Source organism: Acinetobacter sp. GW821-FHT09D10 (genome assembly GCF_059416285.1).
Map to the genome: position 1 here is coordinate 198,248 of NZ_JBWKOW010000004.1, position 15,386 is coordinate 213,633.

Genomic DNA, 15,386 nt, shown 5'->3' on the forward strand with positions numbered 1-15,386 from the left:
GGGCGAAGAGACTCGAACTCTTACACCTTGCGGCGCTGGAACCTAAATCCAGTGCGTCTACCAATTTCGCCACGCCCCCATCTGGGACATTTATTTAAAATAAATGTGGCAGAGGATCAAGGACTCGAACCTTGACGAACGGTTTTGGAGACCGTCATGCTACCATTACACCAATCCTCTTCCAAGATCTAGATGACTTAACATCCAAATCAACTTTAAGATTTAACTTAAAGTGGTGGGGGCGAAGAGACTCGAACTCTTACACCTTGCGGCGCTGGAACCTAAATCCAGTGCGTCTACCAATTTCGCCACGCCCCCGATGGCTGTGTATATTAGCGATAAGATCTAACAGTGACAAGTGTTTTTTTTCTAAAAAAAACTGACCGTGTAAATTGTATACAGATACTAGATCAATGATTTTTATAAGTTTGAATGTGCTTTTAAACAATTCAGCGCTTCAAACGCATTTACAAACCTATTTTTTTGTTGTTTTTGCAATAAACCTGAAAGTAATGGATAAAAATTCATAAACTGTGTTGGTAATTGAATGGTTAAATTTTGGCAATGCAATACTGCCCAATCATAGTAACTCCCTGCTTCTAAGCGAGTTTGGGTTAACCATTCATACAAAACAATTCCAAATGCATATAAATCGCTTTGTACGCTTTTGCGATGACCTTGATAAAGTTCAGGTGCCATATAACGTGGTGTTGCATCCATGACTGAATCTGAACTGGTCAAAAGTCGCGCTTTCTCAAAATCAATCAAGTAAGGTTTTTGCTGAAACTTTCGAAAGTGTTCTCTTTTAATATCTCCATGAATCCAACCCAATCTATGAAGTTCCGCGAGCTTATCTAGCGCGAACCAAATCGTATGGTAAACATCTGTTAAATGATTCTCATTAGGCAACGAACCAAACCACAAATCAGTATCAGGTAAAATTAAAACCTGACCTAAAGAATGGTTTAACTGAGGAATGATACTAACTTCGATTAATTTATGGGGCAAAAGCCACACAGGTTTCTTGTGATTAATTTCTTCATAAAACAATTGTTCGTGTATAAAGTCTTGCTCACTTTTAACATGCGTTTCAGGTAAATGATATTTTAACCAGTAATTTCTAGCATCTACAGAACATGTCCATAGATGCCGTCCTAAAGCTGAACTTGTGGGCTTTGTAACACATGTTAAGTTTTCAATATGAGAAGCAAAATCATGCTTCAGCATAGTAAGAGTCTGGCTGTTGTTGCTTTTCTTCAAAACGCAAAACTTCTAAACAATGCTGAATCGTCTTGCCAATACGAGCATGGGTTTCAATCGAAGAAATTTTTGGCCAAGTCGCGCGCTCCCCTTCTCGTTGCAAACGTTTAAACAAATGTGGACGTGGGTTTTGCAAAGTATAGGTATAGTGACTCAAGCCATATTTAGCAATAATATTAACGTCGCCATAATAACGCTGCCCCATTACGCCATATCCATGATCGAGCAATCTCCTAATCGGAGAAATAGAACCAAGTCTTTGACGCGTAAAGTCCATTATTCCCATTGACAATACTTTGCCTTGACGTCTTAAAATACGTTCAGGCCAACTTAAAACATCCTTACGAAAGCGGTCTGCATCATTTTGCATAAATGGAACAATATGCGGATTCACTTGACTGGCGATGGTGTAATTTAAATTATATAGACGCGCCATTCTTTCTTGCGGAAAATCATTTCTTACACTGCCATCTACCCATTTTGTATTTGCCATATAAGGGGTATGTTCACCGTCATAACGTTTACTGGTTAAACGCACTGGTGGAAATAACACAGGTACGGCACATGAAGCCAACACAGCACTCCATACCAAAACGTTCGGGGTCATAATGGCATTCATAATTCGCGGGTTTTCTGTTGCATCATAGGGTGCAACCGCAACATTAATATTTAAACCAGATTTTTTGAAAGCTTCCTCAAAAGTAAGATCACCTAAGTTTTCAACAAGGAATTTTTTCAAATAGTGCACATCGGCAATTCCACCATTTCCCTTAATGAGTTCACGAAGTTTTCTAAAATGAAAAGCATCACTAAAGAATTGTTCTCCATTTAATAAATTTTGAACATCTTCACTGGCAGAAGTTCCAAGCATGCCTGTCATAATTGCCCCTGCACTTGAGCCAGACAACACTTTAGGCATTAGATCTTGTTCAATTAAAGCTTTACACACCCCTGTGTGAAAAAGACCTAACGTCGCTCCACCTGAGAACATAAGAGCCGGTTGTCCATATGCTTTTTCACAATTTTCAAAAAACTCAATTTTTTCTTTCCGTTGGAAAGTAATACATTCACTTGAAGCTATATAGGCCAAGCTTTGGCTAACTTCTTCAATATAGTCTTCAATTAATTTTTTTGTCCCCACATGCGTTGCGGCAAAAAGCATTGGGTGACCAATATTTGCAATATCGTAGGTTAGGCCTTCTTTGAGTAAATAAATGAGGTCTAGCGTTCGATGTTGCTGGCGGTATCTTTTCAGTAAGGTATATCGATAAGAAATGAGTTCTGCATCAAAATAAGGTGAACTATTATCGAATTTCCACTCTTGCACCCCTGTTTCTTCATCTAGTTTTAATGCAAAAGACTTCCACTCTTCATAAGATTCAGCCATGTCTAATTGACGTTGTAATTTTTTGATACGGTAAGCCTGATGCGGATTCATATCACTTCGTATTTTTTCAAACATATTTCGTCCTCATCTTCACAGATGATTTTACTAAATAGACATGACCACACTATGCGCGGTCTGAAGATTTCAATCAATTGCAAAACCGATAAACTGTATAGCAACAACTTTTTTGTCAGCCTGTTAATTTCGGTGTTAGTATCCTAGTAAATTACTGTTTAACATGATTGACTTACCATGGCTACCATTGATTTACCAGACAATTTAGTTCAGACATTATCACTTGTATTAAATCAATTACAGCAGGTCTTACCTGAACCTAAACAAGAAACAGATTTTACTGCACCTGCTTTTAGATGGGAAAATCAGCAACTTAAAGCCATCCATACCCCAAAGAATATTTATTTAGATGACTTAAAAGGCATTCAGCGCCAAAAAGAAAAAATCATTCAAAATACTTTGCAATTTTTAAATGGCTTACCAGCAAATGATGTACTTTTAACGGGCTCACGTGGTACAGGTAAATCATCTATTGTTCGTGCTTTATTGACTGAATATGCCCCTCAAGGGTTACGTTTAATTGAAATTGAACGTGATGACTTGGCAGATTTACCTAAAATTCAAAAACTCATTCAAAATCGACCTGAAAAATACATCGTATATTGCGATGACTTGGCTTTTAATGCTGAAGATGAAAACTATCGTAGTTTAAAAAGTGTATTGGACGGCTCATTACAATCTGGTGCGAGTAATTTTATTATTTATGCGACCAGTAACCGTCGCCATTTGTTACCCGAATTCATGCATGAAAATACACCTGTAACCAAGGTCGATGTTCCTCAATATACTGAACTACACCCTCAAGAAGCGATTGAAGAAAAGATCTCTTTGTCAGATCGTTTTGGTTTGTGGTTATCTTTTTATCCAATGGATCAGAATTTATATTTAGAAATCGTAGAACATTATATTCAAAAGGCAAATATGCCTTTTAATGATGAAGTTCGTGCCGAGAGTTTACGTTGGTGCCAAATGCGTGGTCAACGCTCTGGACGTGCTGCTTACCAGTTCTCAAAGCATTGGATTGGTTTAAATGGGTTAAAACAGTTGTCTAACAATTAAACGACGAATGTCCCGCAAAGCCTTAGCTTTGGCTTGAAAACCGCTTAGATTTGGCAGTTGTTTTTCATAACCTAAAACAAAGATAGTCCTATCCTTAGTTAGGTTTATATATGAAAAAACAATTGCCAAAAATTTCCATAGGCAGCAAAGTCCTTGGTAAAAGCTTATTGCTCGCGCAAGGCGCCTTGGATCAAGCAGAAAAATACTCAACTCTTCCTTTTACTCAGTCTCATATCATCCGCCCACGAGTTGACGAAAAATATTATAGCTGGACACATTACGGTATCTTTTTTCCACTTTTACCCGAACCACATCGTTATCTCAACATTATGATTTTATTAGGCACGCCCGGTGCGCTAGCCTTTGATCATGACGACATAATTAATGAAGACCCAAGAAAAATAGCCACGTTCTTTTCAAGTACTGCCGCGGTTGAGCAAGCTTTGCTTAAGGCGTATATCATTCCAAAAGAGACACAAATTAATAAAGATGGAAACTTAATAGAACTAGGCAAAGAGATTTCAATTCAAGGAAAATTCCCGCAAGTTCATATCCATGGACATTATGATGGGCTTGATTTCAACTTTGATATTGATGTTACATCACATGTTTCGTGGTTTATAAAAACACCTATTTATGATCATTTTAGTTTATTGGCAAAGTTTAAAGGCTTTTTAAGTTATCAAGCAGAACGCATTGAAAGTGAAGGACTCTGTACGTATGAATATGCACGAGCAGCTGGTCCACATAGTTTCATAAACAAACTTCTTCCTGACGCTTATAAACTGCCGCTTGATTTTTTTACTTATCAAATTATTAATTTAAACGAGACCACTCAACTTCTTCTTACTAAAGCAGATATTGCGGGACAGACGGTCGCTTACACCCTCCATATTAGATATCTTGATCAGCCAGCTGAAATTTATACAGATGTTAGCTTTGACGTTATTTCTCATCAAGTCGATGACTACATCTCACCGACTGGAGAAAAAATGCGACTTCCGAAATACTTTTCGTGGATTGCTCGAAATGAGAATAAACAAATTATTTTGAATATTCAGGCAGAAATTGACTGCCCATTCCGCTATGGTCATGGGCGTGGTTATGCTAGTGGCTATAAATTTACTGGTAATTACTTCGGCAATGAAGTTCAAGGCCGTGGTTATATCGAATACATTGATATCGAAAACCAAGAAGCTTTTAAATAGGAATACTTTTACTCAGGAATAGTGAGTTCCGTCATTGGCCAACGTGGTGTCGTGGTTACAGCCAAACCATCATGTTGTCCTGCTTTTAAACGTTGATAACCAGCAAAAGCAATCATTGCACCATTATCAGTACATAAGGCAGGTTCAGCATAGTAAACTTGTGCCTTAATTTTAGCCAATGAAGTTTCCAACTGTTCACGTAATCGTAAATTTGCGCTTACGCCACCTGCGATAACTAAACGTTTCAGTCCAGTTTGCTTTAGAGCTTTTACTGATTTTTTTACCAAGGTATCTACAATTGCTTCTTGGAATGAAGCTGCAATATCGGCGTCATGGTTTTCACCATTCAATTTTTTCAATTGCACAGAAACTGCTGTTTTTAAACCACTAAAAGAAAAATCTAAACCTTGGTGAAGCATTGGTCGCGGAAATTCAAATGCTGACGGATTACCACTTAAAGCTAATTTTGCAATATTGGGACCGCCTGGGTATGGCAAGCTCATCATTTTTGCAACTTTATCAAAAGCTTCTCCAGCTGCATCATCAATAGACTCACCCAAGAGTTCATATTGACCAATGCCGTGAGCTGCCATTAATTGTGTATGTCCACCTGAAACTAATAAAGCCACAAATGGAAATTCGGGTGGCTGACTTGAAAGTAGAGGTGCCAACATGTGCCCCTCCATATGATGAACACCAATTGCAGGTTTATTTAAAGAAAAAGCTAAAGTTCTTCCAAATAAAGCTCCTGTCATTAAGGCTCCCATTAAACCAGGACCACGCGTATAAGCAACCGCATCAATCTCTTGCTTTTTTATTCCGCTTTGCTCAAGCAATTGATTCATTAAAGGAATTAATTTACGAACATGGTCACGAGAAGCAAGTTCAGGTACTACCCCACCATATTCAGCATGAAGTTTAATCTGGCTATAAAGAACCTGTCCCCGCAAGCCGAGTTCGCTATCATAAAGTGCCAACCCTGTTTCATCACAAGAAGTTTCCAAGCCTAAAACAATCATCAAAACTGCCTTTTATATGAGTCAAAATATTGCAATCGCTATTATAGACTTGTGATATGAGTTGTAAATGAGTAAAATACTGACCTTCACTTGTGATCCGGCACAATAGTGTGCTTGATCTTATCCATAATCTAGAGGATTTTACATGCCACAAGTTAAGTTGAAAGAAGGCGAACCAGTTGACGTAGCTATCCGTCGCTTCAAGCGTTCATGCGAAAAAGCTGGTGTTTTAGCTGACGTTCGTAAACGCGAATTCTACGAAAAACCAACTCAAGAACGTAAGCGCAAAAAAGCTGCTGCAGTTAAACGCTACCAAAAGAAATTGGCTCGCGAATCTGTACGTACTACTCGCCTTTACTAATTAATTTGTGATTGACTGCTAAATTATGACTACTTTAAAAAACCAAATTACTGATGCATTAAAAACTTCTATGCGTGCCAAAGATATGGCAACAGTGACGGTTTTGCGTGGTCTACAAGCAGCAATTAAGCAAATCGAAGTCGATGAGCGCAAAGAGCTTGACGACGCTCAAGTTCTTGCGGTCATTGAAAAGCAAATTAAACAACGTAAAGAATCGATCAAAGCCTTTGAAGGTGCTGGTCGTGATGATTTAGCTAGTAAAGAACAAGCCGAAGCTGAGATTTTATCTCAGTTTCTACCAGAAGCTATGACTGAGGAAGAGCTTGATTCTCTCATTGAGCAAACGATTTCTGCTCAAGAAGCAACTAGCATGAAAGATATGGGTAAGGTGATGAATTCTCTACGTCCGATCATAGCCGGGCGTGCCGATCCTTCTCAAGTTTCAGCAAAAATTAAAGCTAAATTAGCTTAATTTCCTCTCTTAAATTCTTTCCTTTAAGCTAAAAGTTCTTTTAGTTTGTACGCATTTGCATATCTGAAAATTTTGAAAAATATATCTTTAAATTTTCATTCTTCTCTCATCTTGCATTTGTTTCAATCTACTGTCTATTCTAGCCGACATTGCTTGATTGTCTTTTGCTAATCGCTGGGCATGCAACATTGATTTAATTGCATTTTCCTCACTCCCCGACCAATATTCAGCTTCTGCTCGATAGCGTAGAACGTTGACTGCTCTCAAAGATCCTGCCTTGTCCAAATTAGCAGCTTGTTGTAAAAATTGCCAACCTTGTATATCTCTTGGGTTTTTATTAATAAACCGTTGAACCAGAGTTTGAACTTGTGCAAATTTTCCTTGACGTAACAACACTTCAGCCAATTTATAACTAAAAGCCCTATTTTCAGGCATAGTCATTTGTGTAGAAGCAATTGAAGAATAGGCTTGATCAAGCTTGTTTTGCCCCAGATAAATATCTGTCTGCAATAACGTAACAAGAGGTTTTCCACTAGATTTTGCTTGATCTAAGGTAGACTGTGCCTGCGCATAATCACCTTGTTTTGTATAAAAAGCTGCCAAAGCGATAAGACCAGCAATATTTTTTTGAGAGGCCAAACTCTGTAGTTGATTTTCAGTAGCCTGATTTGAAACCACCATTGTGTACCATTTTAAAATTTCAAAATCGGCATCATATATACGATTTTTAACTTTAGGCATCTGATTCGCACGAAGTCGAGCTTCACTCATGCGCTCAGTAGTCAATGGATGAGTCAACCAGAAATCCGGTAAAAAACTTACCCGACTCGTCGCACGATGCATTGTTTCAAAATAGTCTGCCATACTTTGAGGATTATAACCCGCTGCATACATATATTGCATGCCAATACGGTCTGCTTCACGTTCCTGATTTCGACTATATGTTAATTGTTGATCCATTAGTGCAGCCTGTGTTCCCAACATCACTGCTGCCCCCGCATCTCCACCGCCCTGTGCAGCGATTGCCACACCCGCCAAAAGCCCAGCCAAACTTAATAAAGTTTGCCCCTTAAAGGCTTCCTCTGAACGACTAAAATGTCTTTGAGATACGTGTGCAATTTCATGCGCCATAACCCCAGCAATTTCATCAATATTGCGAGCTGAAGTAATAAGACCAGTATTAAGCGCGAATAGACCACCCGGAACAGCAAAAGCATTAATTTGTGGATCTTTAATAACAACCAGGCCAATAGGCTGACCAAGTTGGGTCTCACTCAAAATACTTGAAAATACTTGGAAAAATTGGTCTTCGAGCCAAATATCTTGAATAACTGGCATTTGTTTATGAACTTCACGGAATACTTTTTCACCAATAAATTTTTCTTTTTGTTGATCAAGCAAGCCTATCCCACTTCCAATATTTGGAATTTCCACCTGATTCGCAGATGACCGAGGGTCGAAAGACTGTGCATACGCAGCATTTGCTATAAAAGTCGCACTTAAAATAACTGGCAAAAATCTCAAAAGTTTTTCTCTATTAAAATTAAACCATAAAAAAAGTCTACTGATGTGAACCATAAAAAATGATGTTCAATCAATAGACTTTTACTATATCACTCGAAATCGACTAGTTTTGCAATGAAGTGTTATTCATCACTTATATAAAGTTTGGGTTTACCAGATATCTAGGTGTTTTATCCTCTAAAGCCTCAACCAGATTTTTATAGGCAAGATTTGCCATTTTTTTACGGGTTTCAGCAGTAGCTGAACCTACATGAGGTAAAGTGACTACGTTCGGCAATTTAAAAAGTGCTGAATCTTGTAAAGGTTCTTTTTCATACACATCTAAACCAGCAGCAAAGATCTGATTTTGCTGCAAAGCCTCAATCAAAGCGTGCTCATCAACTACCGAACCGCGCGCAATATTAATAAAAATAGCGTGTTTTTGCATAAGCTCAAATTGAGCTTTGCCCATTAAAGCTTTCGATTCGTTATTTAAATCAACTGCGGTTACTACAAAATCAGACTGTTGTAGCAATTGATCCAAACCAAGATATTGTGCGTTTAATGGCTCAGCTAATTCAGGCTTTTCACGACGATTATGGTAAACAATATTCATGTTAAATCCATAAAAACCACGTCGAGCAATTGCAGCTCCAATATTACCAAGCCCAATAATTCCCAATGTCTTTCCAAAAACATCTAAACCGAACTGCTGAGGCCCTACAGTTCTTTTCCATTCGCCTTGTTTTGTCCAATGATCAAGAAAAGGAACTTTTCTAGCAGCGCTTAGCAATAATGTAAAAGCAAGATCAGCTGTTGTTTCTGTTAAAACATGAGGCGTATTTGATAACCAGATTTTTCTTTGATTTAAATAAGCCAGATCATAATTGTCATAGCCCACCGTTACAGATGAAATAATTTTTAGTTTTTGGGCTGGTGCAAGGTTATTTTCATTCAGTAAGCGTCCTGCACCAATCATCCCGTCAGCATCTACAACGTGTTGTCGTATTTGTTCATTAATATCACCCAGTTTTGGGTTAAGAACTACAACATGATAATTCTGTTGTAATCGAGACAAAATTTCTTCATCAATTTGGCTAAATACTACAACTTTTTTCATGTAAATCCCTACTACTCGTTGTTATCTTGCATTAATTTCCATAACCTTTTTTTAAGGAGTGGTTTCTCCAGCATCTCTTTTAAACTTGCTAAATGAATAATATTCGCGTGTTGAATATAAGAACAGTCACCAAGACATAATATCTTTTTCTCTGCTGCGACAGCATCTAAAAAGCCTTGTATATATGAACCAGCACCCCGCTGATCTTGATAAGTCGCTAAAGGGAAAGGCCATTTTAATTCAGCATACTGCCCTATTTTTGCTTTTTGTATGTTGCTCCAAAGCTGTTTTTCTTCTTCGCTTAAATTTGTAACATCTAAAAAAATAACACATTTTTCAAGAGAAAAAGCCTGCAACTCAAATGATGCAATCTTAATTACAGGCGCTTGCACTTCATTGTGAGGTGCTATAACGGGCTGAACATCGATTGAAACTGGCGCCACAATTTCAGGTTCAACTTTTGGAATCTCGTTGATTTTTGGCTTTGTGGGCTGCTCAAGAACGACTGGTTCTACAGAAGGCAATATAATCGGTTCAGGTTCTTCAACAACATGATCTCGCCAAAGGCTTTGAGCATTATTTTTTTGGCACACCTGTGTCTTAGGAATCCATAAATCAATTCCTAAAGTTGCCAGTATATTTCTTTGCTGCCCAATCATGTTTGAATCAATACCTCTACTCAATCTACATTCTAACGGGCTTCAGTTTTTTTTTCAGTGTTTTATTTCGTTCAGCTGTTTTTATAATCGTAGATGTCTTTTAAATAATCATAACACTATTTCTTTTTTGCATTTGCTCAACAATTTCTTCTGTCTCAAAGCCGAAACGCCAATAAAGCAATTCAAGTACATCCAACTCATCTTGAGTAATGATGCGATCGCTCCACAAACACATTTCCGCAATCGCTAAAATACTAAGACGGTCACGTAACAATAAACCCGCAATATCATTTAAAATTTCAGCAAGATCTAAAGGCTCATCCGAAATTTCATCATAAATATTCATTTCATCAGGATTGAGCAAAGAACGTAAAATACGATCACGGACTTCTAACTGATTTGGGCTGTTAATTTGTTGAACATGAAGTAAAGCATCAACCAAGCGAACAACTTGGGGTTTTACTTCTTCAAATGCCGTTGGTAAATGCAGCGGCATCAAACTCAGTTCATATTTAACCCGTTCTAACAAAAGTGCATCCAGCAACCCAATCTCGCCATCTTCTTGAATAATGAGCGCTAGTTTTGTGAGAAATTGCCGCGCAATGCTTGCCGGCATATGTCCAATGTTTTTACAGGCATCATGGAATATCTGAATATGAATACGACCGTCCAGATTTAATAAAGCATCGATAATGGCATGGCTAACTGGCGCATCTTTAGGGATGAATTCTCGATATTGACGAATCATCAAAATAGCCACCATTACTTCACGTGACCCTGTAGCTGTTTGTAGCGCACGCTGAATTAACTCAGGACGCTTTTTATTGCGACGCACATCACTACTAAGAGGCTTAATGGCATCATTTAGTGCAAAACTAATAGGCGACAACCTTAGTAAAGGCAGCGGTTGTGGCGATGACCACGGAATATAAATTTCCTTCTCAGATTCTTCTAAAAAATGAAATAAGCTAAATAACGGACGGTTACGTAGTTTTTTCAAATTTTCTAATTGTAAATCTTGAAGCAAAGTCGGGTTTAATTCATAAATGCGCTCACGAATACTCGGATGAATATTCATCCAGCTTTGAGGGCTAAGTGAGTTTGCAAAACACATATGTGCGATTGATTCTGAATAAGCACTATGAATTTGAGAACCGGAATGATGAACATAAATACGCAATAAAGTCTGAGTATTCGCACTATTTTTTAATAATCGTACTGTTTTTTGGTCATTACGAAATGTGCGACCACTCAAAGTTAAATACTTAATGAATCGAGTGATCAATACCCCAAGGCTACCTGCCAACCAAATTACACCCCCCACCGCAACAAAGACGGTTTCAAACTTATGCTTATAACCTGGGCTATAGCGTTTAAAACCCTGTTTCGCTAATTTACTACCCCACTGACTAAAGGTTGTTAATCCACTATATAGAATCTTTAATTTAGTGTTTTCAACTGCTTCCCCCGATAAAATCTGATTAAACTCATGGCCCAACAAACCATATAGTTCAAGTTTATCCAGATTCTGCAAGGCTCCCCATGTCAGAATAATCACAATATCTTTAGGGTGAAAACCTGCTGTGAGTGCATTGACCCCGACCTCATCAGGTAAAACATACAAAGTTGGAACTTTTAGTGAGAAATTCTGCGCCAAATTTTCTGTAATTTTTAATGCTGCAAGTTCTTCTGGGGTACTTTCTTCTTTCACCAAACGACGTGCTTTAAGTTGTTTCGCTAAAGAATGTCCACCTTTACGCAGGATATAAAGTTCGGTAACTACAGACCAAACCATAATAAAAAGTAATAGTGCGACAAAATAAGGACTTAAAGTGTGCCACCAAATGGGCTGACTATAATCAAAAAAATGAACGAGCAAACCTAAAATTAAATTTAAAATAAAAATAGTAAGCAGCACAGCAACCAAACACATAGTGATGGACCATGCCATATTCTTATTTTCGATTAGATAGTGGCTTACTTCTTTCAATGTAAATAATCCCAATTACATTGTTAGGTTTCATCATAAAAGAAAAAAGCGGGAAACACCCACTTTTTTCAGCTATTCCTATTCTTCTTTAATGCCTGTTAGATCTACAGAAGCTGCGTCAACATTAACATCAATGTAACCATCTTTTTTCTTTTTAGCAGAATCATTACGCTTCTGCTCCAAATTATTTAGATAAGCACCATCAATATCACCTGTTACATAGATTCCATCAAATACAGAGCAATCAAACTCAGTTAGATCAGGCACTTTGCTGGTACGTACAGCATTTTTCAAGTCTTCCAATTCTTGGAAAACCAAACGATCCGCACCAATAATTTCTTGGATCTCTTCTACGCTGCGTTCTGAAGCAATTAGCTCAGTTTTAGCAGGCATATCAATACCGTAAACGTTTGGATACATAACCTGAGGTGCAGCTGATGCAAAGTATACTTTTTTTGCACCAGAATCACGTGCCATCTGGATGATTTCGTTACAGGTAGTACCACGAACAATTGAGTCATCAACTAATAAAACGTTCTTGCCTTTAAATTCCAACTCAACAGGGTTTAATTTCTGACGTACAGATTTTTTACGCTGTTGCTGGCCTGGCATAATGAAGGTACGACCGATATAACGGTTTTTCATAAAACCTTCACGGAACTTAACACCTAGAATATTTGCAAGTTCTAATGCTGAAGTACGGCTCGTATCTGGGATTGGAATAACCACATCAATATCATGGTCTTCACCCCAGTCACGTAAAATTTTATGAGCAAGCTTTTCACCCATTTTTAAACGGGCTTTATAAACTGAAATTCCGTCAATAATGGCATCAGGGCGTGCAAAATAAACATATTCAAAAATACATGGACGGTATTTTGGATTAGCTGCACATTGTCTTGTGAACAATTCACCATCAGCAGTGATAAAAATTGCTTCACCAGGTTCAATGTCACGCTCAATTTTAAAACCAAGCGCTGTAATAGCAACTGACTCAGAAGCGATGATGTATTCCATCTCGCCTTGTTCAGTCATACGTGAACCATAAATGAGTGGGCGGATACCGTTTGGATCGCGGAAACCAACTAAACCATGACCGGTAATCATCGCCACTACGCCATATGCACCTAGACAGCGCTCGTGTACACGAGTAACTGTATGGAAAATATCATCTGGTGTAGGGTTTAAAGTACCGTTCTTCTGCAACTCATGCGCGAATACGTTCAAAAGAACTTCTGAGTCAGAATCTGTATTCATATGACGTAAATCTGTTTTAAACAGGTCATCATGAATGTCTTCAGCATTGGTTAAATTACCATTATGTGCAAGCGTAATACCGTAAGGTGAGTTCACATAAAATGGTTGTGCTTCAGCACTGCTAGCAGAACCAGCAGTTGGGTAACGTACATGGCCAATACCATAATTACCAAGTAATGCTCTCATATGACGAGTATGAAAAACATCACGCACCATACCGTTATCCTTACGAAGGAAAAGACGGCCTTCATGGCAGGTTACTATTCCAGCTGCATCTTGCCCACGATGTTGCAACATCGTTAAAGCATCAAACAACATTTGGTTCACTGGCGATTTACCGGCTATACCAACAACTCCACACATAGCAACCTCGCAGACAAGCTAGGAATTAATAAAAAGGATTCTTTGTCGAATGGTCGGATCGGTTTTCTAAATTTTCCGATTCGTCCATTGGTTTTGAAGGGGTGCTTGATGCACTACCTCCAGATGTTATTTGATGAAATGCCTCACTTGCTGCATCTTTAGACAATTCGGTAGCTAAAGGCGCATAAGGCAGTAAAAATTGTATAAGTTTGGACTGTTTCCAGTGTGGTGAACTTTCAACCCAAGGCCCTACGCCCTGCATTGTAATCAACACAACCAACAAGCCTTTTAAAGAACCAAAAGCACCACCCGCTAAACGATTTAATGGCCCCAATTTCAGACTTTTCAAGAGGCCATTTAAAAATGCAGTGACGATCCATGTTAAAACAATGATCATAAGTGCGATAAATGCGAAAGCTGCAATTTTTTGAACAACCGGATCATGACTTAAACCTGACATGGACGGCGCAAGAAGGACAGCATATTTTGCACCCATAATTAATGCAATGATCCATCCTACCAAGTTCGCAAAGGCTTTGATAAATCCTTGTCGCAAACCGTTTAGCCCCCCAATGAGCAAAAGTATCAGAATGATGATATCAATTGTGTTCATATTCACTTAAGTCATGGCTGCAACACATTGCTTTACTAATATAGGACCGGTATAAATCAATCCGCTATAGATCTGTACTAGTGTTGCTCCAGCTTGCTGTTTGGCTACTGCTTGTTCACCCGACAAAATTCCACCCACGCCAATTAACGGGATTTGTCCTTTTAACGTTTGGGCAAATAAACGTAAGCATTCGGTACTTTTTTCAAAAACAGGCGCACCTGATAAGCCACCCGACTCATTACCATAAGGAAGATTTTCTACACCATCTCTAGATAAAGTCGTATTGGTAACGATTAAACCATCAATTTTAAATTGCAATAATTGCGCTGCAATAAACTCAACATCTTCTGCTGTTAAATCAGGCGCAACTTTTAAAACCAAAGGAACATAATGGTTATATTGCTCGGCAAGCTCAAGTTGTCTTTCTTTTAAGGTTTGCAATAATTCAGTTAATGCATCACCACTTTGTAAACTTCTTAAGTTCTTAGTATTTGGAGATGAGATATTAACGGTAATATAAGAAGCGTAATTATAAACTTTCTCAAGGCAAATCAGGTAATCATCAACAGCCTTTTCTACAGGCGTATCTGCATTCTTACCAATATTGATACCTAGAATTCCTTTAAATTTTGAAGCTTTGACATTCTCAACAAGTTTATCAACACCATCATTATTAAAACCCATGCGGTTAATAATGGCTTTCGCTTCAGGAATACGGAACAATCGTGGTTGTGGATTACCCGACTGAGGACGAGGTGTAATTGTTCCAATTTCAATAAAACCGAAACCCAGTCCGGCTAAAGAATCAATATGTGCACCATTCTTATCAAGTCCAGCCGCTAAACCTACCGGATTTGGAAATTCAATTCCCATACAGGTTGTTGGTTTTGATTCTACGCTCTGGCGCAGCAGGCCGAACTTATGTGCTTTATCAAGCATAGATAATGTTAATTCATGGGCACGCTCTGGTGCTAAACTAAACAACATCGGGCGAGCAAGTGAATATAACATACCAATCACAGTCTACTGATTTTAGGTAG

General features: G+C 38.3%; 14 protein-coding genes and 3 tRNA genes. 4 read left to right on the forward strand and 13 right to left on the reverse strand.

What is annotated here, in order from left to right; translation table 11 throughout:
• From AC07M3_RS11705 to AC07M3_RS11725, 5 genes are all read right to left on the reverse strand, one after another.
• Nucleotides 1–79, reverse strand: a tRNA-Leu gene (locus AC07M3_RS11705).
• Between the two features lie 27 nt (nucleotides 80–106).
• Nucleotides 107–180 (reverse strand) — tRNA-Trp (locus AC07M3_RS11710).
• Between the two features lie 53 nt (nucleotides 181–233).
• Nucleotides 234–318, reverse strand: a tRNA-Leu gene (locus AC07M3_RS11715).
• 102 nt (nucleotides 319–420) lie between these two features.
• Nucleotides 421–1,227, reverse strand: coding sequence for a protein kinase domain-containing protein (locus tag AC07M3_RS11720; RefSeq protein ID WP_494567375.1), 807 nt, complete (start codon nucleotides 1,225–1,227; stop codon nucleotides 421–423).
• Nucleotides 1,214–2,722, reverse strand: a complete 1,509-nt coding sequence (locus AC07M3_RS11725) for a DUF3336 domain-containing protein (RefSeq protein WP_199990484.1) — start codon at nucleotides 2,720–2,722, stop codon at nucleotides 1,214–1,216. Before AC07M3_RS11725 ends, AC07M3_RS11720 begins: the two co-directional genes overlap by 14 nt.
• A gap of 177 nt (nucleotides 2,723–2,899) precedes the next feature.
• Between AC07M3_RS11725 and AC07M3_RS11730 the strand changes: the two genes are divergently transcribed.
• Both AC07M3_RS11730 and AC07M3_RS11735 read left to right on the forward strand, forming a co-directional pair.
• Entirely contained in the window at nucleotides 2,900–3,781 is an 882-nt protein-coding gene (locus AC07M3_RS11730; RefSeq protein WP_004643432.1) for an ATP-binding protein, read from the forward strand.
• A 110-nt stretch (nucleotides 3,782–3,891) separates the two neighbouring features.
• Entirely contained in the window at nucleotides 3,892–4,989 is a 1,098-nt protein-coding gene (locus AC07M3_RS11735; protein ID WP_494567376.1) for a DUF6670 family protein, read from the forward strand.
• A gap of 8 nt (nucleotides 4,990–4,997) precedes the next feature.
• On the opposite strand, the gene tsaD is transcribed toward AC07M3_RS11735, so the two are convergent.
• On the reverse strand, nucleotides 4,998–6,008 hold the full coding sequence (tsaD, locus tag AC07M3_RS11740) for a tRNA (adenosine(37)-N6)-threonylcarbamoyltransferase complex transferase subunit TsaD (protein WP_133746962.1): 1,011 nt from the start codon (nucleotides 6,006–6,008) through the stop codon (nucleotides 4,998–5,000).
• Between the two features lie 145 nt (nucleotides 6,009–6,153).
• Here tsaD and rpsU point away from each other — a divergent pair, with 145 nt between their 5' ends.
• Together rpsU and AC07M3_RS11750 are read left to right on the forward strand one after the other, a co-directional pair.
• A complete protein-coding gene (rpsU, locus tag AC07M3_RS11745) occupies nucleotides 6,154–6,369 on the forward strand; it encodes a 30S ribosomal protein S21 (protein WP_001136722.1) in 216 nt (71 codons plus the stop codon).
• A 25-nt stretch (nucleotides 6,370–6,394) separates the two neighbouring features.
• Complete coding sequence (locus AC07M3_RS11750) at nucleotides 6,395–6,841, forward strand: GatB/YqeY domain-containing protein (protein WP_199964481.1); 447 nt, start codon at nucleotides 6,395–6,397, stop codon at nucleotides 6,839–6,841.
• 87 nt (nucleotides 6,842–6,928) lie between these two features.
• Here the strand turns inward: AC07M3_RS11750 and AC07M3_RS11755 are convergent, their stop codons facing one another.
• The 7 genes from AC07M3_RS11755 to AC07M3_RS11785 form a co-directional block, all read right to left on the reverse strand.
• Complete coding sequence (locus tag AC07M3_RS11755) at nucleotides 6,929–8,356, reverse strand: M48 family metalloprotease (protein ID WP_494567427.1); 1,428 nt, start codon at nucleotides 8,354–8,356, stop codon at nucleotides 6,929–6,931.
• Between the two features lie 142 nt (nucleotides 8,357–8,498).
• Nucleotides 8,499–9,464: a 2-hydroxyacid dehydrogenase gene (locus AC07M3_RS11760; protein ID WP_494567377.1), complete on the reverse strand. Its 966-nt coding sequence runs from the start codon at nucleotides 9,462–9,464 to the stop codon at nucleotides 8,499–8,501.
• An 11-nt stretch (nucleotides 9,465–9,475) separates the two neighbouring features.
• Complete coding sequence (locus tag AC07M3_RS11765) at nucleotides 9,476–10,123, reverse strand: hypothetical protein (RefSeq protein ID WP_494567378.1); 648 nt, start codon at nucleotides 10,121–10,123, stop codon at nucleotides 9,476–9,478.
• 100 nt (nucleotides 10,124–10,223) lie between these two features.
• Nucleotides 10,224–12,113, reverse strand: a complete 1,890-nt coding sequence (locus tag AC07M3_RS11770; protein WP_494567379.1) for a M48 family metalloprotease — start codon at nucleotides 12,111–12,113, stop codon at nucleotides 10,224–10,226.
• A gap of 78 nt (nucleotides 12,114–12,191) precedes the next feature.
• Nucleotides 12,192–13,733, reverse strand: a complete 1,542-nt coding sequence (purF, locus tag AC07M3_RS11775) for an amidophosphoribosyltransferase (protein WP_003650754.1) — start codon at nucleotides 13,731–13,733, stop codon at nucleotides 12,192–12,194.
• Between the two features lie 25 nt (nucleotides 13,734–13,758).
• Nucleotides 13,759–14,346, reverse strand: a complete 588-nt coding sequence (locus AC07M3_RS11780; protein ID WP_080027468.1) for a CvpA family protein — start codon at nucleotides 14,344–14,346, stop codon at nucleotides 13,759–13,761.
• Nucleotides 14,347–14,352: 6 nt separating this feature from the next.
• Nucleotides 14,353–15,357, reverse strand: coding sequence for a quinone-dependent dihydroorotate dehydrogenase (locus AC07M3_RS11785; RefSeq protein ID WP_494567380.1), 1,005 nt, complete (start codon nucleotides 15,355–15,357; stop codon nucleotides 14,353–14,355).
• Nucleotides 15,358–15,386 lie beyond the last annotated feature (29 nt).